At 38.0% G+C, this 22,773-nt stretch carries 13 protein-coding genes; 5 read left to right on the top strand and 8 right to left on the bottom strand.

Annotation, left to right across the window (positions count from 1 at the left end):
• Positions 1–421 precede the first annotated feature (421 nt).
• The 3 genes from ACOVQ4_RS13835 to ACOVQ4_RS13825 all read right to left on the bottom strand — a co-directional run bounded on the left by ACOVQ4_RS13835 (position 422) and on the right by ACOVQ4_RS13825 (position 9,612).
• On the bottom strand, positions 422–4,144 hold the full coding sequence (locus ACOVQ4_RS13835; RefSeq protein ID WP_421821218.1) for a VCBS repeat-containing protein: 3,723 nt from the start codon (positions 4,142–4,144) through the stop codon (positions 422–424).
• Positions 4,145–4,568: 424 nt separating this feature from the next.
• Complete coding sequence (locus tag ACOVQ4_RS13830) at positions 4,569–6,365, bottom strand: RagB/SusD family nutrient uptake outer membrane protein (RefSeq protein ID WP_421821217.1); 1,797 nt, start codon at positions 6,363–6,365, stop codon at positions 4,569–4,571.
• A 64-nt stretch (positions 6,366–6,429) separates the two neighbouring features.
• Positions 6,430–9,612: a SusC/RagA family TonB-linked outer membrane protein gene (locus ACOVQ4_RS13825; RefSeq protein ID WP_421821216.1), complete on the bottom strand. Its 3,183-nt coding sequence runs from the start codon at positions 9,610–9,612 to the stop codon at positions 6,430–6,432.
• A 1,122-nt stretch (positions 9,613–10,734) separates the two neighbouring features.
• Between ACOVQ4_RS13825 and ACOVQ4_RS13820 the strand changes: the two genes are divergently transcribed.
• Positions 10,735–11,421 (top strand): DUF4397 domain-containing protein, encoded by a 687-nt coding sequence (locus tag ACOVQ4_RS13820; protein WP_421821215.1) that lies wholly within the window; start codon positions 10,735–10,737, stop codon positions 11,419–11,421.
• Between the two features lie 59 nt (positions 11,422–11,480).
• Here ACOVQ4_RS13820 and ACOVQ4_RS13815 read toward each other — a convergent pair whose 3' ends face one another.
• The gene (locus tag ACOVQ4_RS13815) at positions 11,481–11,828 is read right to left on the bottom strand and encodes a winged helix-turn-helix transcriptional regulator (RefSeq protein ID WP_283345355.1); all 348 of its coding nucleotides are present in this window, start codon (positions 11,826–11,828) and stop codon (positions 11,481–11,483) included.
• A 142-nt stretch (positions 11,829–11,970) separates the two neighbouring features.
• On the opposite strand from ACOVQ4_RS13815, the gene ACOVQ4_RS13810 reads away from it, so the two are divergent.
• The 4 genes from ACOVQ4_RS13810 (at position 11,971) to ACOVQ4_RS13795 (ending at position 14,966) form a co-directional block, all read left to right on the top strand.
• On the top strand, positions 11,971–12,729 hold the full coding sequence (locus ACOVQ4_RS13810; protein ID WP_421821214.1) for a type 1 glutamine amidotransferase domain-containing protein: 759 nt from the start codon (positions 11,971–11,973) through the stop codon (positions 12,727–12,729).
• Between the two features lie 3 nt (positions 12,730–12,732).
• Positions 12,733–13,671 carry a bestrophin family protein gene (locus ACOVQ4_RS13805; protein ID WP_283345357.1) on the top strand — a complete coding sequence of 313 codons (939 nt, stop codon included), beginning with the start codon at positions 12,733–12,735 and terminating at the stop codon, positions 13,669–13,671.
• Positions 13,672–13,683: 12 nt separating this feature from the next.
• Positions 13,684–14,259: a TMEM175 family protein gene (locus ACOVQ4_RS13800; RefSeq protein WP_421821213.1), complete on the top strand. Its 576-nt coding sequence runs from the start codon at positions 13,684–13,686 to the stop codon at positions 14,257–14,259.
• An 86-nt stretch (positions 14,260–14,345) separates the two neighbouring features.
• A complete protein-coding gene (locus ACOVQ4_RS13795; protein WP_421821212.1) occupies positions 14,346–14,966 on the top strand; it encodes an NADPH-dependent F420 reductase in 621 nt (206 codons plus the stop codon).
• Between the two features lie 21 nt (positions 14,967–14,987).
• Here the strand turns inward: ACOVQ4_RS13795 and ACOVQ4_RS13790 are convergent, their stop codons facing one another.
• The 4 genes from ACOVQ4_RS13790 to ACOVQ4_RS13775 all read right to left on the bottom strand — a co-directional run.
• Complete coding sequence (locus ACOVQ4_RS13790; protein WP_166577118.1) at positions 14,988–15,212, bottom strand: ferredoxin; 225 nt, start codon at positions 15,210–15,212, stop codon at positions 14,988–14,990.
• On the bottom strand, positions 15,205–16,452 hold the full coding sequence (locus ACOVQ4_RS13785; protein WP_421821211.1) for a peptidase U32 family protein: 1,248 nt from the start codon (positions 16,450–16,452) through the stop codon (positions 15,205–15,207). The genes ACOVQ4_RS13790 and ACOVQ4_RS13785 overlap by 8 nt, the downstream gene beginning before the upstream one ends.
• Before the next feature lie 326 nt (positions 16,453–16,778).
• The gene (locus ACOVQ4_RS13780; RefSeq protein WP_421821210.1) at positions 16,779–22,154 is read right to left on the bottom strand and encodes a T9SS type A sorting domain-containing protein; all 5,376 of its coding nucleotides are present in this window, start codon (positions 22,152–22,154) and stop codon (positions 16,779–16,781) included.
• A gap of 50 nt (positions 22,155–22,204) precedes the next feature.
• A partial coding sequence (locus ACOVQ4_RS13775) for a T9SS type A sorting domain-containing protein (RefSeq protein ID WP_421821209.1) occupies positions 22,205–22,773 on the bottom strand: 569 nt, incomplete at its 5' end.

Raw genomic sequence — 22,773 nt, 5'->3', positions numbered from 1 at the left:
GCTACCTGACGTAGCAATACATACAGGTTGGGAGGAAACTACGAAGATTTCCACGAAGGAATAAAATTGCTGTTAATCCCGAATTTGTAAGTTAGGACTGTACGAAGGATTTTCAACTATTGGAGATTTGCGATTTCTGATTTCGGAAATAAAATACCTTTATTTTTTACAAAACATAAAAGATTACACTTCCGAAATCCAATATCCGAAATAAACAGTTTTTATATTCCTTCGTATATTACTAAGTATGAATGCTGAAATATGAGTTGTTAATTTCAAATTAAACTAATCATATATCTGTGGTACAATTTAGCAATATCTTTCTAATGATGGCTCTAATAACTGATATACTATTCACCAATAACCTCTTTTGATGCTCAAGACTCGGACTTACTATTTCTAAAGTTTACAAACTTTACTTTTAATAAACCCGCTTCTGCTGATTGGAATTGACAATTTGAACTTGCTTTATACTTGAATTAAGATACAGATTACGCGCAGATTGTGATAGATAGGTATTTCCATAATAAAACTCTTCTTTTCGTTTTTTACCATTTTTCAACCAAACGATAGCCGATTGGTCTTTGGCTTGCAAGGGAATGATCTTGGTTGGTTTTTGTGATAAAAATATTTCTCTTAAAGCTCCTCTATTTTGCGAATTCAATAATCCTATTTGCGCCTTCGCTGTTGGAATCATTACTAAAGCTTTGGTATCGCCATCGAGACATAATCCTGTTTTGGCTAATGGTAAAATATTAAAACTACCTTTACCATCTCCTAATAATACTTCTCCCATACCTGCGTCCAATCGACCAATACTGATTTCATTGCCATAATCATTGCCACTGAGTAATAAGTCCAAATTACCATCCGCATTCCAGTCTGCCACCAACATTGCATTGACACTCGAAAATTGTGCTACAGTTGGTAAAGCTTTCAACTTGAAAGAGCCTTTACCCAAGTTCTCAACATAACTTGTTTTTGTCCAATTGGCAGATAGTATTGTGGCTGTACTCAACTCGCTTGGGGTAAATACTTCATGAATGGTAGCCTTGGCGTATTTATGATACTTATCAAAACGTTTTCGCGTCTGAATCATCTGTTTTACCATATCGTCACGAGTATTAAAAGGAAATTCTTGACGTTTGCCCAAGGTATCTTTGAGATATACCGTCGGAATGGCATCATAACTTCCATCGGTATTAAAGTCGCCATGATATAGTCGTACTGGCATATCGTCGCTAGCACGATAGAGGGTATTTTCGCCTTGATTTCCTAATACATAATCGATGTCGCCATCATTATCAAAGTCGCCCGCTACAATGCTATTCCAAAAGCCTTTAAAGTTTTGCAAATCAGCACTTGATGTATTTTGCAAACGTCCTTTATTATTTTTCAAAAAAGTTGGCGACATCCATTCTCCTGCGAGTAATAGGTCTTCCCAACCATCATTATCATAATCTGTCCACAAGGCGTCACATACCAATCCTATACCTTTCAAGGCTGGTGCTTGCGTAGCGGTAACATCGGAAAACTTCAACAATGGGGCTTCGTTACGAAGGATATAACTGTTGGTAGCCTTAGGATATTTGTTAGGTTCTACTCGCCCACCAATAAAGAGGTCGAGATCGCCATCGTGGTCAAAGTCGCATGCTTTGACACAAGAACCGCTTTTCAAGAAACTTGGTAAAATACCATTTCCAACAACAAATTTTCCTTTACCTTGATTAATATAAATATGGTCTTGATAGCCATTATCGCCAACAGGCAATTCATTACTTCCACTGACCACATATAAATCTAAATCGCCATCATTTTCCAAATCAAACAATAAGGCTCCCATTTCTTCCCAGTTCTTATCAATCGCTTTTTCGGGTAATAAATCTTTTTTCTCAAAACTTCCATCAGGTCGCTGTAAACCAAATATGCCTTTGCGTCGAAGCGAACTTCCCATATAGAAATCCTCCAAACCATCTTGATTGACATCACCAACGGCTATGCATGGTCCTAATTGGGATAGTTTATGTGGAATGAGTTTTTGAACATTAAAATCTATAAAATCCTCCTCTTCATGTACAAAGTCTTTACCGATTTTTTCTTGATTTTTCGTAAAAAGAAAGCCAGTATTCGGTTCCGATTTTGTAGCTGGTTTGGCTTGAGACTCGTACACTACAAGTTGTTGATTGGCTGGCACATTCGTTATCGTTTGCACCAATCCACTTGACCAAGTCACTATTAATTGATCTATTTTTTTATGAGAACCTAGTCCAAAATGTGCACCTGTTTCTACTGAGGATAAATAGCCTCGGTAAGGTGTATTTTCATAGAATTGTTGTTCTCCTTTACCATAAATAGCCTTCACTGTCGCACCCAAGCCATTTTTATTAGAAGCATTGCCTACAAACTTAAGACGGAGATAGTTACTTTTTTCTGGTAATTGTTGACGTACATTATTACAAAAAACCGATGCTGAATCGTTGATATTATTGATGATATAATCCAAATCTCCATCATTATCCAAGTCAGCATAGGCAGCACCGTTTGAAAAACTTGGTTCGGTAATTCCCCAAGATTCGGTTACTTCCTCAAATTGTAAATTACCTTTATTACGATAAGCTTTATTCTTAACTTTTACGGAAGGAATTAAATCCAACAACAATACAGGAGCAGCATAAGCACCCACTTCGGCACGATACACCATAAAATCTTGGTCAGTAATATCTTGCGGGAAACCATTGGTAATAATCACATCTCGCAAACCATCATTATCAAAATCTGTTACGAGTGGCGTCCAACTCCAATCCGACTCCGCCAAGCCAGTGAGCAAACCTATTTCGCTAAAAACAGGTCGATGGGTATAAGGATTTATACCACGATTGAGCTGAAGGGTATTTCGAGGATACTGGAATACATATCCAAACTTTTCATTGTTTTGATAGGCCTGATAATTATTTCCCAAGGTCATCATCTTTTTACGATAATTATCTTCGGGCATCATATCCAAAGCTAAAATATCTACCAAACCATCATTGTTAATATCAGTTACATCATTCCCCATCGCAGAGTGTGAAGTATGTTTGAAATACAAAGAAGCTTCGTCTTTAAACCCCGTATGTTTCCCATTTTCGTGTTGATTGATATAGAGCAAATCGTTGGTCAAATAATCATTGGTAATGTAGACATCTTTCCAGCCATCTTGGTTAATATCGGTGATATTGATACCTAAACCAAAACCTTCAAATAGAATTCCTTCTTTGTGTGAAACATCTGTAAAAACAGCATGCTTCAGCGTTGGATTCCAGTCATTGCGATATAATTTATCTGTCAAAGGCGAACTTCCATCTGAAACACGAGGGTGATACATATTAGGAAAACGCACATCGGCCATCTCATTTACGGCGATATACACGTCCAAATCGCCATCGTTATCATAGTCAAAAAAAGCGGCTTGGGTTGAATGTGTGGTATCGGCAAGACCGTATTCTTGCGCCATTTCCTTAAAATGTGGAACGCCTTTGGCATCTACACCCTGATTAACATACAGCAAATTAGCTCGCTGACTGGCAGATTTTCGAGCAGTTGTACAAACGTAAATATCCATCAAATTATCTTGATTGATATCTACAACCGCCACTCCTGAGCACCAGCGACCTTCGCCTGTAACCTTGGCTTCTTTGGTAATATCCTTAAAATGTAATTGATTCGTTTTGGAGTCATTGAGATATAGCTGGTTAGCAACGTGATTGCCTGTAAAATACACGTCTACCAAACTATCATTATTAAAATCGGCCATTGCCACCCCTCCCCCATTATTGATGTATTCAAAAGTGAGGATGTTCATCGTGTCATTTTCAGAAATACGATTCGAAAAATGAATACCAGAATCTTTGGGGTCAATTTTCTTAAAAAGCCCGTCTGTCGAAGCACTTCCACAAGCATAAATTCCTAGTAGGACTATGCCTACTAGGGTAATTAAATATAGAAAACGGTATGCAGTTACGGTAGAGGTTTGAGGCATATTATAAGTAAAAAAGTTGTCAGTTAAGTTTGTACGCAAAATAAAGTTTAAGATTGTGCTTTGGGCTTTCAGGTATCGGCTTTCGGCGATGGGCTTTGGAAAAAATATATCTATTGATGCTAACACTCTTTGCCTTGTGCCTGTTGCCTAGAGCCTAAACACATAACCTAAGTAGGAAAACGTTATTAGTTAACAGTATATTAGTTATTTGAAAACATTATAATCAAAAGGTTACAGTCAAATTTCACCTCTGATATACTATTAATTTAATCTTTCCTGCTACTTAAATCTAATTATGTGTGATTACTTGAGTTAATACGCAAAATAAAATTTAAGATTGTTCTATGGGCTTTCAGGTATCGGCTTTCGGCTATGGGCTTTGGAAAAAATATATCTATTGTTACTAAAAATAATTTAACACTCTTTGCCTTGTGCCTGTTGCCTAGAGCCTAAACACATAACTTCAATAACAATTTTAAAGACAGTAAAAACAGAGATGGCACAGGGTACCATCTCTGTAAAGACACCATTTTTCAGTTATCAATCCAATCTATTTATATGCTGGGTCCTGAGTAAGGGTTGGTTTACCATCCTTCTCAGAGCGGTCAATTGCCTCTTGAGGAATTGGGAAAAACTCATGTTTACCTTTCACAAATACACCACCTTTTTTGTAAACACGTTTAGTGCTTTCTACGGCATTGTAAGCGTTCAATGTTTCGGCAGCAATACCCCAACGCACTAGGTCAAAGAAACGGTGACCTTCCATCGCAAACTCCAAGCGAGTTTCGAAACGAACTGCTTTGCGAGCAGTAGCCTGATTTGACCAAGCAGAAGCGTAAGGCTTCACGTTGTAGTTTGCCGCAGGAACAGGAGCGCCTTTCGAGTCAAACACCAAGTTGTAGGCATCGCGAGTAGCACCTTGCGTAGCTTTTTGAACAAACCCAGCAGGATTTGCAGCACGAGCACGAATTTGGTTTACCAAACTTCTTGCTCTTTCTAGGTTACCTAACTCTACTTCACACTCAGCCAACCACAACAAAATCATACTATAACGCATAATACGATAGTTGTTGCTAGTAAGGTTTGCCCAACCGTTTACACCAGTAAAGGCTTTTGAAGGAATATGTTTTTTCGGAGAATAAGGCCCTGCATACGTTTGGTCACGGATAAAATCACGGTTATGGATTTTGTAATCAATAAACAAAATCCCACGACGACCTACAGTATGATCCAAACGAGGGTCAAGCATACCTTCATAAGGCGTATATGCTGCATCTAAATCTACACCTTGGTCATTTTTTACATCCGAATCATTGAAAGTATCCAATAATGGCAAACCATTCTCATCTGTTTTGTAGGCATTTACTAAGTTTTGAGATGGCTGATAAAACCCACAACATCCCCAAGGAGAGGTATATGGGTGAGCCAAACCTACACCTGCATTGGCGGCATCGCCACTTGCGCTTGATGAAGCATATTGAATCTCGAAAATCGATTCGGCATTATTACGAGTGTTAGCATCATGATTATCTCTAAAGTTTTCTACCAGTCTAAATTTACCACTCGCTACAATCTGATCTAACAAAGCTTTTGCTGCTTGTAACTTAGCTGTATTAGCTGCCCCAGTCGAGATATTCCAACCTTGGTACATGTAAGCTTTTGCCAAGAAAGCCATCGCAGCCCATTTGGTTGGGCGACCTACTTGTGCCTGAGTTTCTGGCAATACATCCATCGCAGCTTTGAAGTCTGCCTCTATCGACGGCCATGCGTCCTTGTCATTTGGTACTTTGGTACTCTCCAAATCGTTCAAGTTGTAGATATTATCGTCGATGTATGGGATATTTTTCCACATTTTTTTTGCTTCAAAATGGAAAAGTCCACGCAAGAAACGTGCCTCAGCAACGATTTGCTTCCGACGATCTTCGCTAATATCTTTTACATTTTTGAGTGTATTTATAGCATCATTTGAACGAGCCACCCCTTTAAACAAACCTCTCCACTTGTTTTTGATATGGTTGTTGGTAGGTTGAAAGTCCCATTTCTCGATAAATGATTGTTCTGGCTGGTCACCCGCATCAGTACCTTTGTAGGCATCATCAGAGGCAATCCCACCAAATACCCAGCTTTGAATATCGTTATTCCAAGCATCTTGTCCGTCCAAACCCTGACCATCAATCATGGCATAGGCACCTAAAAGGATACCCTCTACCCCTTTGGCCGTTTGGAGAGACGACGGGCTATATTGACCTTGTGGCTCACGCGTCAAGAATTCATCGCTACAAGCCGTAGCAAAACCTGCAACAAGACCAGCCGACAAGCAAAGTTTTATTATATTTTTACGTTTCATATTTTTTCTCTTTTGGTAAAAAACGAACATTGGTTTTCTTACAAATCAGATACTATTCTTACGCTTAGAATCCTAGATTAACACCCAAAATGAAGGTTCTAGAAACTGGCATATAACCACCATCAAAGCCCAAAGTATTATCTGAACCTGTTTGAATTTCAGGGTTTAGGCCTGTATACTTGGTAAATGTTGCCAAATTTTGTGCTTGCAAATACACCTGAGCATTGTCAAGACCTAGCTTGCTACCAATTTTACGAGGTAAGTTGTAAGTAAGCTGAACGTTTTTGATACGGAAATACGAACCATCTTCGATAAAATAACTTGAAGGACGGCTACTGATTTGGTCGTTGGCATCCATGATTGGCACAGTACCCGACTTGTTGGTTGGTTGCCAAGCATCATACAAAGCACGTTTCGAACGGTTACCTTGAAAAGTATTGAAGTCAGAGAAATAACGAGTATAGTTGAATACATCATTACCCTGAGTACCGTTGCAGAAGATAGTCAAATCGAAGCTTTTATAACCAAAATTGAAGTTCAAACCATACGTAAAGTCTGGGTGAGGATTACCAATAATAGTGCGGTCGTCGTCCGTAATTTTGCCGTCACCATTAATATCTGCAATCTTAAATTTACCTGCCTTATTGTAGTCACCATAAGCTGGCCAAGCCTTAGCTTCATCATCAGACTGGAAAATACCCAATACTTTATAACCATAAAAAGAAGAAATTGGAAGACCCGCTTGGGTTACCGTAACAGCAGGTACACGAGAACCATAACCGAAGTAGCGAGTATTTGGACTAGCATCTAGCTTATCCACGTTGTTGCGATACGTAGAGATATTAGCGCCAATTCCATAACGAAAATCACCTACCGAGTTTTTGTAGTTTACACCAAAATCAACCCCTTTGTTAGTCATTCCACCTACGTTGAAGGCTGGCGCCGTTGCATCGCCCGCAGTAAAGGTAATAGGTGTTGTGAATAACATATCGGTAGTTTTACGATTCCAGATATCCAACTCAAAAGATAATTTACTTCCAAACAACGCTGCATCCAAACCTATGTTTGTTGAGGTGGTTGATTCCCATTTGGCGTTCGGATTACCAAATGCACTAGCATCATAACCAATCGTTGGGGTAGTTTGATTACCATCAATCGGATAGCCAGCATGGAAAATATCAGAGCGATAGGTTGTATAAGCGTTGTACTTACCAATTTTTTGGTTACCAGTTTTACCCCATCCAAAACGTAATTTCAAATCATTGAAAAATGGTAGTTGGTCTTTGATGAACGCCTCATCAGAAAGACGCCATCCTAAGCTAACCGCAGGGAAAAAGGCATTACGTGAAGCGGATAAGAAACGAGACGAAGCATCGTTACGAACAATCAACTGAACCAAATATTTACCTTGATACGAGTAATTAAATTTACCAAATTGCGAAGACAAGGTATAGTCATTACCTACCGAACCATAGTTAGATACCTTTGTTGGGTCACCAAGATCGAGATAGCTCATAATAGGCACCACTTCAAAAGCATAACCATTACGACTTGCACCAAAATACTCACCAAACTGCTTGATTGACTCTAAACCGATATATGCATCGATTTTATGTGACTCATTAAATGTTTTGTTATACGACAAGGTGTTTTGCCATACCCACTGATAATCATAAGCAGTACGTGAAGTAGAGCTATTGTTGAAACTACCTTCTACATATTCAGGGTTTGCACGTCCCAACTCCTTTTTGTTTTCAGTTGTAATATCAACCCCAAAACTAGTTTTGGCAGTAAGGTTTGGTAAAATATCAAACTCCATAAATACATTACCAAAACCACGCATACGATACAAACGGTCATCTTTTTGACGGTACAACGTAGCATAAGGGTTTGAGTTGTTGCCTAAGTTGGCACCACGGCTACCTGCAAAATTACCTGCAATATCATAAATTGGCAACAATGGATGGTGCTTATACGAACCCGAAACGGCGTTTTGCTCTTCGTTGTTATTGTATCCACCCTTACGATTGTCAATTGATACTGTAAAGTTTTCACCAACTCTCAAGCGTTTTTTCAAGGCTGAAAATTCTGTATTGGTACGCAAAGTATAACGGTCATAACCAATGAATTTTACCACCCCGTCTTGGCTAAAATAGCCTAAAGACAAAGCATAGCGACTATTATCTGTACCCCCAGATGCTGTCAATTGGTAGTTAGAAATTGGTGCTGCTTGCGTTAGCTCACCCCACCAATACGTATCTGCTGATTTAGTAATAGCATAGATGTTATCGGGTGTCAATGAATACAACTTAGGATCTACCGCAGGGGTACCTGCTTTCCCTGCACTTGGGAACACATAATCTGGGATAGTTACTTCGCCATTTGGGCCAAAGGTGTACTGTCCGTGCGAAGGCGTTTTGCCTGCGTACTTATCTGCCAAATACAAATACTGACCTAATTCTTTGGCATTCAATGATTGGACATCATTCGCCACTTTTTGGCTACCATAATAAGCACTAAACGTAATCTTTGGCACACCTGCTTTTCCTTTTTTCGTAGTAATGATTACTACACCATTGGCAGCACGAGAACCATAGATAGATGCAGAAGACGCATCCTTCAAAATTTGAATAGTTTCGATATCATTTGGATTAAGATTACCTTGATTTTCGGTAGGCACACCATCGATAATGAAAAGAGGGTCGTTGTTACCAATCGTACCGAAGCCGCGGATACGAACGGTTGCATTACCACCTGGCGTAGCATCGTTGACGATACTCAACCCTGAGGCACGACCTTGTAATTGTTGAGCAAAGGTAGTTGCAGGAACAGACTGTAAGTCTTTGGCATTCACTGTAGTTACAGCACCAGTAATATCTCGTTTCGACTGTGTACCATAACCCGTCACAACCACCTCTGTTAGGTTTGAAACGTCTTCAGATAGTCTTACGGTAATGTTGGATTGAGAACCCACTCTAACCTCTTGGTTTTGAAAACCTACAGACGTAACAAGTAATACATCGTTAGCTCCTTTAACTGCGATTGTAAACTCTCCACTTGCGCCCGTAGCAACCCCCACTTTTGTGCCCTTTATCATAACCGAAGCTCCAGGTAACCCTTGTCCGTCGGCCGCTGACAAAACTTTCCCTGTTACTTTTCTTTCTTGGGCTTGGGCGGTCCAAGAAGTCAAAAATAGACAACACAGGGCAATGACCCCTGCTAGTTTTTGTAGTAATTTGTTGTTCATAGAAATAGTGTTTGGAAAAATGTAACGATGATATTGAAGCGAATTATTTGATGCTTATATACCTCCTTTCTTTGCTTAAACGTTTAACTGATTGGTTATAAAAAAAACTTTTTGTAAAAGCTTTGGACTAGTGACTCAAGGTAAAACAATAAGTATATACGTAGTCATCCAAGCAAGAGTAAACCTTGCAAGAGTTTGATTGAACCTCAAAAAAGTGATAATGTGATTTAGTAAAATTTGTTACTTAATTTCAGATTTGGTTTAAATTGTTGGTCTTGAAAAATACATACAAAGCCTTGCTCTATGGGTTTAGTACATAGAGAAAATCCATTCTACGATTGTAGATATGATATACAGCCAAACAAGCATCTACAACAAGCAGCCATGATAATCTGGATGTTGTGTTGTATTGTAAAATAATAGAAGCTAATAGATTGAAGGGTATATCTCCACGGACTGGAGTTTACCTTGTAGCTTCACTTTCATACTAATGTTTTTTGTGGATATTAGAAGATAGCTATCTAGTTTTTGTAAAAAATTATAGGGCAAAAGAAAGCTTATCAGTCCAACAACCGATATACATGTTTTTTGGATTACTTATTTGATTTCATCAACTAGGAGCGGCTCTTCCTAGGAGACTGTATCAAGTGAGTGGTTATAATTACTTATAGAAAACTGGCTTATAAAATTCATTTTTGTGAAAACAACACAGAGATGTGTTAAAGGAGCTTAAGAATTTAACTACGTAAAGTGCAACGACGTGTTAAATAGGTCATATTTCACGCTGTAAATTTTAGAATTATTTCTTAATTAAAAAAATAAAAAATTGTTTTTTTAAGATATTTTTTTGAATTGTACAAAGTTTTAAGAATTACTAATAAAGCAGGATAAGCTTTATTATGATTAGCATACTTTGCATTTTTCACATTTGTACTATCGTCGAATTTCTTTTACGAAAAGTGTTCTATAGTGTTATACGCATAATTAACCCTCCTTCTCCATTTTCGATTCATCTACTTTAATCTCGCCACTACACTTGTTAAAGAATGTTAAATCCAGAAAAGGTTTACAACCATCCACTGAAATCATACCTCATTGAGATAAATTTAAACCTTCTCTTTTATGAAATTTTCAAACATCTCTTTTGCTCTTGTGGCAGTATTGTCCATTTCTTGTAAGAAAGTTTACGAGGTAAATCCCAATGTAGAACCCAAACCAGCCAAACTATCGGTATTCAACGCCTGTACTGATTGTGGGTCGGTAAGTTTTTATTTAGGTACCAAAAAGTTTCTTAACAAAGATATTGACTTTATGACTGAGCTAGGCTACCAAGATTCCCCTACCAATAAAGTGGAATTGAGTTTTAGCCCCAAAGGTTCGACAACTCCCATGGCCAAAAAAGAAATTACTCTTGCCGAGCAAAGTAACTACACCGCCTTTGTGGCTGGTACCAAAGCCAACCCTTCTATTATGGTTTTCAGTGATGATTTATCAAAACCAAGCCCTAAGTTTGCCCATATTCGCTTTGCCAATTTTATGGTCGAAAACAAAGGACTAAATCTTTACCTTCAAGGTCATAGTACACCGCTATTTTCTCAAACAGGCTTTGCTGGGATGCAATCTTTTGAGGCTATCACTCCAGGCTCCAACTACACATTTGTGGTAAAAGACGCTAGCAACGATTCGCTGTTGTTCCAGTTAGAAAAAGTGTCGATTGCAACTGGTAAAATTTATACACTTGTCGCCAAAGGAAGTTTAAAAGGAACGGGCAATCAAAAAGCTTCGCTAGCTCTAGTTACGAACAAATAAGAAATTTTAATGCCCCGTAGAAACGACAGAAACTAGTATTTTCTGTCGTTTTTACGGGGCTACTTATGATCTACTCCCATTTCTTTCATTAGTTCCAAGCCATAATTACGAATAACGGTAACGACCTCAATGGCTCTTAATCCTCTTTCTGTAATGGTATACTCCGTCTTGGGAGGTACAACAGGGTAGACTTTTCTTGTCACAAAACCATCTTCTTCCAACTCGCGAAGCTGTGTGGTTAGCATCTTCTGCGAAATATGTGGTATATCTTTCTGTAGCTCGCTATAGCGCATAATACGGTCTTTCAAACGCCATAAAATGGGCATTTTCCAAGTTCCCCCGATTCTGTCCATCGCAAACTCTACAGGGTTATAATACATTTTTCCATTATACTTAAAATCTCCCATTAGCTTTTTTTATTCAAATATAGCGGTAAAGTCCTGTTGAGCTATACACACTTTTTGGTACGTATCGTACAAAAAAGTTGTACACATGGTTTTGTTGGTTTGTCGATACAATTTTGTTTCATCAATCAAACATCTAAACAACATGATCAAAGAAGTAAACACTTATGTACATTTTCATGGAGCACCCACTAAAGGTACAATCCTAATGGTGGCTAGTTCTCCAAGCACTTCATTACAAACGGGTTGGCCAATTGGCTTTTGGGCTGCCGAACTGACTCATCCACTTCGAGTTTTTCAGGAGGCAGGTTATGAAGTAGTATTGGTATCAACCGAGGGAGGAAAACTTGAAATGGATGGGTATTCTAACCCGACTGATTCAAGTGGTTATTCGGCGCATGATGTGATTTCATTAGGTTATATGCAACAAGACTGGTTTAATTCTATGCTTGCCAACACCAAAAAACTCACAGAAGTTGAAGCTTCTGGGTTTGATGCTATCTTTTTAGTGGGTGGACAAGGTCCAATGTATACTTTCAGAGGCAACCACGATTTAGCAAAGCTTTTTGTCGAATTCTATGAGGCTGGTAAGCCAAGTGCTGCTGTATGTCATTCTACAACTTTGTTGTTAGAAGCCCAAAAATCCGATGGAGAATTATTGGTTAAAGGAAAAACATGGACAGGCTTTGCCGATGCCGAAGAAGAATTTGCCGACCAAGCCGTTGGAATGAAAATTCAACCTTATCGTATAGAATCTGAGGCTAAGAAATTATCAGATACGACTTTCAAAGTAGCCCCACCTTTTTCTTCTTACGCAATTCAAGATGGTAACTTGATTACGGGACAACAACAAAACAGTGGCGCAGCAGTTGCCGAACTTGTTGTTTCATTACTAAATAGATAAGTTATGATACTTCGCAAAGTTTTTAATCCTCTTGCGGTAATTCGCTATATGTTTATAGAAATAACCATAGCAACCTTTGTATCAGTAACAATTTATTTCGTGTATGATAATAAGCATCTTGAAACGATAAGTTTACCCTTTTCGATTGCTGCCATTTTAGGCAGTGCTCTTGCCATTTTTATTGCTTTTAGGAACAATAATGCCTATAGTCGCTGGTGGGAGGCTCGTACAGTTTGGGGGAATATTATCAATAACAGTCGGATTTTTGCTCGTCAAATTATTGTTAATGCAGAGAACGCTGCTGCAATTGACAAAGCCTCCGTACAGGAAGTAGACGTTTACAAAAAAGAACTGGTTTATCGTCAAATTGCTTTTGCTCATGCTTTACGGTTACAGTTAAGGCAACAAAACGCTTGGGAGGAGCTAAAACCATTTTTATCAGAAAAGGAATATCGAGAATTACTAGAGAAAAATAACAAAGCGAATTTCTTAATACAAACCCAGGGGTTCAAAATAAAAGAGGGTATTAGGTTAGAATTATTAGGAGCCTTTGATAATATCAGTATTGAACCAACACTTGCAGGGTTTAGTAATTACCAAGGTGCTTGTGAACGTATCAAGAATACCCCGCTGCTACGCCAATATCATTATTTCACCAAGCTCTTTTTGTATGTTTTTATGGTGCTTCTTCCATTCTGCTTGATTGCTGATTTTAGCAAAATGGATGCTCCAGCTTTAATGATTCCTACAAGTATTTTGATTTCATTTGTTTTTGGAGTCATGGGAAAAGTAGGAGAAGTAAACGAAAATCCTTTCGAAAACCAAATAACAGATATCCCAATGAGCTCGATGTGTAATACCATAGAAAGAGATTTAAAAGAAATGTTAATAGAGCTCGAAATTCCAGCTAAATTAGAACCTAAAGACGGTTTTATTCACTAAAATATTGATACAATGCTTAGTAAAAGTAGAGTTGAGGCTTTTAGCGACGGGGTAATCGCAATTATTATTACCATTATGGCTTTTGAGTTGAAGATACCAGAATTGTCTCAGAGCTTTTCAAACCAAGAGGTTCCAGAGGCACTAGTCAAAGTCATACCCAAGGTATTATCTTACACGCTAAGCTTTGTGGTAGTGGGTATTTTGTGGCTTAATCATCATACCATGTTTGACAAAATTCCTCATGTTGGTACCAAGCTAATTTGGCATAATCTGTTTCTACTCTTTGCTATGTCGTTAATCCCGATGCCTACTAGTTTTTTGGCATCCTATCCCTTGCTGCCACAAGCCGTTATGTTCTATGGTTTTATTATGTTTTTAAATGCTTTTGGTTTCTTGATTCTTCGGAGATACGTAGAAATCCATGCTAAACTGATTCCTTACAATAGTACCATACAAAAAAGCAACTGGATTTCCTGCTCATTATATCTTCTTTCTATTCCTTTGGCATTGGTATCTGTGTATCTGTCTTTTTTCATTTTTATTGGCATTCCTCTCTGGTATTTTTTGCCAGACAGATTTCATAAGTAATGCCGATATCCTAAAATTTGTCTTGTTTAAAATAGTAACAGGACTATCAACTTTACCTATTCTTAGATTTTTAACTTTTTACTTTTATGAAAATTTCAATTATAGGCTCAGGTAATGTGGGTGGGGCATTAGCTCAAAAGTTTATCAAAGCTGGACATACTGTTTTGATAGGCGCTAAATTTCCACTCAGTGAAAAATCCATCAAACTAGCATCTCAAATTGGTGAAGACCGATTTACGACTATCAGAAGTGCAGTTGAGCAAACAGAGGTAATTATACTAGCAACGCCAGCTCCTTATGCAATTGAAATAGCCCAATCATTAGGTGATACAAGCAATAAGGTAATTATCGATACCATGAATATTGTTATGGGACGTGGACCAGCTGGGTTTAGCAATACAAGTGAGGCGATTTTGGCTAATACCCTGACAAATGATGTAGTAAAATGCTTTAATACAACAGGTTTTAACAATATGTTGAATCCTCGTTATGGTGAGCAAACAATAGATGCTTTTGTTGCTGGAGATTCCACAAAGGGGAAAGCTATTGCTCAAGAATTAGCTATCGATGCAGGATTTGAAAACTGCTATGACGTAGGCGGCAATGATAAATTTGATTTGATGGAACAATTTGCCTTCTTCTGGATTAATCTTGCGATGTTTCAAGGACAAGGTAGAGAGATTGGATTTAAGCTTCTCAAAAGATAGGATTAGAGATTGTGAGGTTCTTCACCTCACAATCTGAATAACCTTTACAGGACAAGCCTCTAACGCTTGTTCATTTTCGGGGAGTTCGTCCTCGTTAAGCTGAATTTGATAGATTCCTTTTTTTTCGATAGCACCCAACAGTACAGCTTTACCATCTTTTTTGGACATACGCCAGCGCTGATAGGCTATTTCTACGCAGGCATTGCAACCAATACAACGGTTTCGGTAATGAATCAACTTAAACATGAGCAGGTATGATTTTGTAAAGTTTGTCGGACGGACGTATCTTTTCAGTCACTCGTATCGCTATGGTTTCTCCTCTACTTGCAGTTGTAACAGGATTACCTTCATTGTTTCGGATTTCCTCCGCTACGACCTCCACATACCCAGTGGTTGGGCCTGTAATAATCAATTGGTCGCCAAGATTGATTTCTTGACTTTCGAGTAAAAACTCCCCAACGCCAATTTTTTCAAAATACTTCACTCCTTTGCCTAAATATACCTTTTTCTGAGTAGCTACCGAGCCGTATTGATTACTCCATTCGCCCATTTTACGACCTAAATAGTATCCATCCCAAAAGCCTCGGTTATATACTTTGCTAAGTTCTGTTTTCCAATGCTCAATTTTTTCGGGTGTATAAGTACCATCTGCTATGGCATCTACCGCTTGTCGGTAACACTGTGTAGTGGCAAAAACATAATCGGCAGCGCGTCCACGTCCTTCAATTTTAAGCACTTTTACGCCTGCTTCGATGATTTTGTCCAAAAAATCAATGGTACATAAATCCTTTGCTGACATGATGTATTCATTATCGATTTCGAGCTCTATTCCCTCCTCTTTATCAATAACCGTATATTCTCGACGGCAGTTTTGAATACAAGCCCCCCGATTTGCCGAGGCATTATGGGAGTGTAAACTCAAATAGCACTTTCCAGAAACTGCCATACATAAAGCACCGTGGGCAAAAATTTCGACTTGTACCAAATTACCCGATGGACCAGTAATTTGATTTCGTTGAATGTTTTTTACGATGTCCCCGACTTGTTTCAAAGTCAGCTCACGAGCCATTACCACCACGTCAGCATAATCGGCATAGAGTTCGACTGTTTCGATATTAGTGATATTTGATTGTGTTGAAATGTGGAGTTCCATCCCTTTTTTCCGACAGTAATTCATCACTGCTAAATCTGAAGCAATCACTGCGGTGATACCTGCCTCTTTAGCTTGATCGATAATTCTTCGCATCAAAGAAATATCATGATCGTAAATAATAGTATTGAGCGTAATATAACTTTTTACCCCATGTTCAGCACAAACACGAGCTACTTCGGGGAGGTCATCAACCAGAAAATTATTGGTTTGGCGAGCACGCATATTGAGTTGTTCTACCCCAAAATATACCGAATTAGCTCCTGCTTTGATGGCGGCCATCATCGACTCCCAAGAGCCAGCCGGAGCCATGATTTCTATAGTTGATTGTGTCATTTTGCAAAAGTCTTTGAAAAACTATCTCCATGAGATACGATATTGACCTGTCTTTTGAAAAACAAGTCTTCCTGAAAACCCGCAAAATTAGGCATAGAGTTATTTCTTCTATATAATAAAAGTAGGTGTCATAAACTGATAAATATCAATTTGCGACACCTACTTTTATATATTAACACGGGTGAATAAATTCACCCGCTACATGGAATAACTGCTTAAAAAATCGTCATATTGATACTTTTAAATGCAAAAAAGTGTTAAACTTCAAACTAAGGGGCTTTTTTCCCTTAAACGAATAGAGTTTAAACAGCTTCATTATAAACTCATTACTCCTTTATCACCTTACGAATAAAAGTTTTATCTCCAACGGTCAGTTGCAGAAAATAAACTCCTGTTGATAATGTACTGATATTCAATTGTCCTTCGTGCGCTTGTGAACGTGCGGTATTTTGTTGCACCTCTAATACTCGACCTTGGGTATCACTTAGGCGTAATTCGTAAGAAGCAGGCTTATCGGCTCTAACTTTCCATGTCAAATAATCTGAGGCAGGAACGGGATATACCTCTACATGAATACCGCTTTCCTCCTCTATGCCTAAAACAAAAACAGTTACTTTGGCGGTACCACTTACTGTACCTGTACCGCAGATATTTTTTACTTCTGAAAGTGTATAAGAGGTTGTGGATAAAGGATTTACCGTAATCTCAAATGGCGTTTTCTGAGCAGTAAATTCTTGTCCGTCCGACAATTTAAAAGTCCATGGAGCATGAGAACCCAAGTCTACCTTCAGCTTAGCTTCCTTGCCATAATCAATCGACTGGTCGCCAGAGATACTGGCTGTGGCGGGGATGTTGGCGTATAATCCAACAAATACACTTGGAGAATATTCGTAGCATCCATTTTTTTGTAATAATACTCTATAACGACCAGTTTGAGTAGCTTGGTAAGCAAAGGAGGTTGCATTTGGAATTTCTTCATTATTTTTCTCCCATTGATAAGACACCCCTAATTCATTGCTTGCTTGAAAAAGTAATTTATCTATCCCACAATATGACATAGAGTCTTTAGGAAAAATAGAACTTAGGAACCTAGTTTTGGAAATATTGAGTTTGTCAGATACCCCTTGACAAACTCCATTTGGAGTTTTTAATTCGACTTTTAATTGGTAAACACCTTCAGATTGAGTAAATAAATTCGGGTTGGAGCTTATCAGCTTATTATCTTTTAACCATGAATAAGAAAGCTTTTTAGGGTCTACTGTGTTATTATTCACATTTGCCTTAAGATTTATTAATTGCTCTTGACAAAGAGAAGAATCTATCCCGATAATATCTGTTTTCAACTTATTAAGATATACAGTAATTGGTCCAGAAGTTGTAACACACCCTGATTTGTGAGAAATTTTCACATGATATATCCCCTCCTGATTCGTCGAAAATTCTTTCAGAGAATCTTGAGCAAATGTTGTTTTTACTTTTATACCATTTCTAAAAACTTCATATTGATAAGGTCTCATTCGAGTATCTAATCCACCCATTTTGGCAAATGGATGAATTAGACTAGCGCAACTCGTCAAAACCATTTGATTTTTAGCAATATTATAATTTACGAAAGCTTCATCAGAGTCATTGTATTGGAATATATTCAATTCATTTACGATACCAATCGTAACGACTTTAGATAACATGGAACAAATTTTATCATCGGAATATTTGAGTTTTAGTAAAGCTTGATACTTCCCAGGCTCAGCCAAACGTGCTACTCCAAACGTATAATCAGTGCCATCTATCCTACTAGGTGCTACCAAACTGGTCTTCTCAGTAATTACTCCATTTTCATTTTCGCTACGATAAATTTCTACCCCATCTTTGTACCAGATTTGACTATACCCAATCAACTTCGCCGAGGTTGGACTCCAGAATTCATATCCACTACCACTAATATTAAAGCTTAGCGTAGCTACATCTCCTTTGCAAATGGTGTAGTTGTTAGTTGAATCATGCTCACTGGTAACGTCATATAAGGGAAGTTCAAATGGTTTATTTCGATAAGCCGTTTTTTCTGACATTCCGAAACAATCACCAAGTTTTACGCGTACATGGTAGTTTCCTGTTTCGTTTAACACTAATGAAGAGGCTGTTGCATTCGTTATAATCTCATCATTTTTATACCACTGGTATGAGTAAAATACGTTTGGGTTGTTTACTTGAAGTATATACTCAGGCTTCTTACAGTTATAAAAGGCACTTAAGTCATTCTGATATAATGATGTTATTATAGATAGTGCTTTGGTTGTGTTTTTTTTCACTTCAAAAGTATCAGATATAGACTCACATGAATTCAATTTCATTTTCACTTGATATAAACCACTTTCTTTAGCTTTAAACTCATATCCACCATTTTCTGAAATAGAATCGCCTACTTTTATCCATTCATATCTAGCAGAAAAAGGACGTCTAACATTACTTCCAGCACTAAGAGTAGTATAATCACAAGAGATAATTTGTGAACCTTCAATAAAAGGCTTAGATAGTGTTTTTAACTTAACCGATACTGATTCTGATTCCCACATACATCCAGATGGCATTTTTTCTACCACTTTATAAATACCAGGTTTGGTAGCCTCATAATTAAGCGAAGTGGCACCCGTTATTAAAGTATCATTCAAGTACCACTGTAACTGATTAGTCTGTGTAAAAACTGCCCTTAGAACCAATAAGTCGCAACCAGCGTAATTATTAGGAGAAATTTCCTCTCCATCACTTAGTAGATTAACAACGGGGTAAGTATTATATTCTCCAGGACCATACCTTACATTGATGTATTTTGGGGTGGACTTCAAAGTGCCATCTTCAGATTCAATCCATATACTAGCTTGTCCTTTGACTTGTGGCACGGTTATCTCAATAGGATTTGTTCCTCGACCTATTACCTTCCCTTCCTCGCACAAAACTTTGAAGGTAGTCCCAGCAGGCACATTACCCAAAACCTTGAAAGGTATCATAAGCTTTGTTCCATAACAAGGTGGAGAACTTGTTAAATTAGAAAGAACATCCTGTTCTAACACAATCTGACGGCATTCAGAAGGATTAAGGGTTACTGTAGTTTTTAAGGTATTTGTACATATCGTATTGTTCGAAAAACCCGTAATTACATACTCTCCTTGTTGCTCTGCGGTAAATTTGTTTATGATGATAGGATTTCCATAGCTATATCGATTATTTAGGTCTAGGTTATGCGGCCCTTTCACTTGGTAATATTGTACATTCTCAAAATTTTGACTAAGTGTCGATTGAGGTTTTGGAAAGGTAAATTCACCATTTTCACAAACTGTGAAAGAAGTTGGATAGTGCATATCCAGAGGTTGATTGACGTCGACAGTTACGGTGGCTGATACCTCACAACTATTTCCGTTATTAATTGTAACCGCATAAACTCCTGCATGGGAGTCATTTACATTAGGTATTACAATACCGTTTTGTGTAGTTGTAAAACCATTCGGCCCTACCCATTTAAAATCCTGATAATTACTAATCTTTGGAATCGTCAAGCTACTACCTCGACAAATAGTTAATTTGCTTGGGACATCAACTCCAATTGTAGTGGGCATCGATATTACTGAGCAATAGTCGTTTAGTACTTGTACTTGATACTTTGTAGCTTTAGCTCCAGAAACACTAATTTTAGATGAGGAAGGCACCCTCATTAAAGTATCATTTTTGTACCACAAATATTTGGAGTTGGTCTGGCTTGGAATCTCTAGCGAATATTGCCCTTGTGAAACACAAGCCACCTGAATTGGTACACTTTGAAGCTTTTCCGTTTCAACAACCAGCGTATCTGTAGCGTAGGTGCAGCTCATGTAGGTATATTCAATCCAATATTTTCCAGCCTCGCTAATCAAGAGTTTACAATTAACAATTTTACTATTATCTATAATTTTGCCATCTTTTTTCCATACTGTCTTCAGACCTGTCGCATAGCATCGATCGTCTTTCATCGAGTAGGTTGCTCCTTTGCATAAATGTATCACCCCTTTTCCCTCAAAGTCGGAGTCTACGCTTTCTATCTTTATGTTATTAATAGTTACAGAATCACTATAAACCACACAGCCATTGATTTTATTGGTAGCTTTGAAGTGATACCGACCTTTTTGATTTAAGTTGGAAACTCGAAAGCCCCTAGAAACCAAGGTATCATTTCTGTACCACTCGGGAGTCCAATCTTCTACGTTAGAATAGATAGAATTGATATACATAGCTCTATTTGACATGTTGTAAAGACACGCAAATGAGTCGATAGTATCCAATACGTTGATTTGTGTCACACTTTGTTTACCTTCCTTTACAATAAGGGTATCTCGTGTTATACAACCACCTTGTTTGACCTCTAAAGTATATGTTCCTACCTCATTGTATTTTGCTAAATAGGGATTGCCATTTACTTGTAAGGTATTTTGTAAAACTCCATCTTTAAAAAAGCTAGCATTACCCTCTGCCAAAAAACTGACCCCTACAAAATTGGGGTAGTTCTTACAAATCAAAAATTCCTTACCAAAGTAGTTAGGTCCCCCAGCAAAAGCGTACAAATCACTTAAAACTTTATCGCTGTAAACTACTTCCTGCTTAGCTGAAGTACCCGAACACAAGCCGTCGGTAAGTGTAAACCGATAAACGCCAGGTTCTTTGACCATTAACTCATTCCCCTTTTTGTCTACTAGAGGCTCCTCATTTTTAAACCATTGAATTTGCATGGTTTGTGTATCGTATACATCTTGACTATAAACATTGGCAAATAACCTAGTTTCACCATCATTTTTACACAACTTGATGGGAGTGCTTGTACGGTCATAATTATATGAAACCTTAAAGGAGCTTACTATTTTTACATCAAATAAATTGGTCGTGTATTCACAGTCCTTTGTTTTAATTATAGCATAATAAGACGCTGCTTCTGATAGGTATATTGAGGCAGAAGAAGAGATTTTCTGGCCGTCTTTGTACCAACTTACCTTATCGCTATTGGCAAAATTGATGGTATCAACATAAAGCTGCGGTTTAGCGCCTTCACATAAATTAATAAGAGTCGTTCCAGCTTTATTCATATCTGCATTGAGATACACTTTATCATCAAATGATTTTTCACCAAATTTTAATCTTACAATATTTTCATAAAGACAATCGGGTTTTGAAAATTTTACAGATATTGAATCCTGAACGATACAATTGTATTTATCTTTAATTTTAAGACGATACATTCCTTCAGACATTTTGGAAATCCCTTTTACGACAGCAAATTCCTGACTTGATATAAAATTATTAGCCCCGGACCACTCATATCTCAGTCCATCAATGTATCTATTAAAATACGTCTCAAAATATAATCCTCCGCCAACAATCCTCTGCACGATGGGTGTTCGACCAGACAAATCCTCTTGACCGACAATAACACTTAGATATGTGATTTTACCATCAATTGTTACATAGTATATACCTGAGCTTTCGATGGTTGTCTTTTCAATGACTGGGTTTTGAAGAGTGGAACTAAAGCCATTTGGGCCACTCCATTGATATTTTGAACCTCCAGATGCTGTAAGCCTCAGTGCATTCCCAAGGCAAACAGGTGAGTTAGACGAAGCTTGTTGTCCATAAACAACAAAAGAGGCATGAAATAACAGAAGAATAAAATAGAGGTGTTTCATAATATTTAAACTTGTTGGATAATAATTGATATTTGGCTACTTCTTGACTATTACTCCTTTATCACCTTACGGCTAAAGGTTTTATCTCCAACGGTCAGTTGTAAGAAATAAACTCCTGTTGGTAATGTACTGATATTCAATTGCCCTTCGTGCGCTTGAGAACGTGTCGTGTTATGTTGCACCTCTAGCACTCGTCCTTGGGTATCACTCAAGCGCAAATCGTAAGAAGCAGGCTTATCTGTTCTAACTTTCCATGTCAAATAATCTGAAGTTGGCACTGGGAATACCTCTACAAGAATACCGCTTTCCTCCTCTATACCTAATACCAATACCGTAACTTTGGCGGTACCACTTACTGTACCTGTACCGCAGATATTTTTTACTTCTGAAAGTGTATAAGAGGTTGTGGATAAAGGATTTACCGTAATCTCAAATGGCGTTTTCTGAGCAGTAAATTCTTGTCCGTCCGACAATTTAAAAGTCCATGGAGCATGAGAACCCAAGTCTACCTTCAGCTTAGCTTCCTTGCCATAATCAATCGACTGGTCGCCTGAGATACTGGCAGTGGCGGGGATGTTGGAACGTTGGCCGACTTTTACGGATAGACTATTATCCCAAC

Origin of the sequence: Flectobacillus sp., assembly GCF_049240685.1 — a bacterium.
Classification (GTDB): Bacteria; Bacteroidota; Bacteroidia; order Cytophagales; family Spirosomataceae; genus Flectobacillus.
The sequence above is the reverse complement of the archived record's forward strand: the minus strand, read 5'-3'. Positions and strand labels throughout refer to the sequence as shown.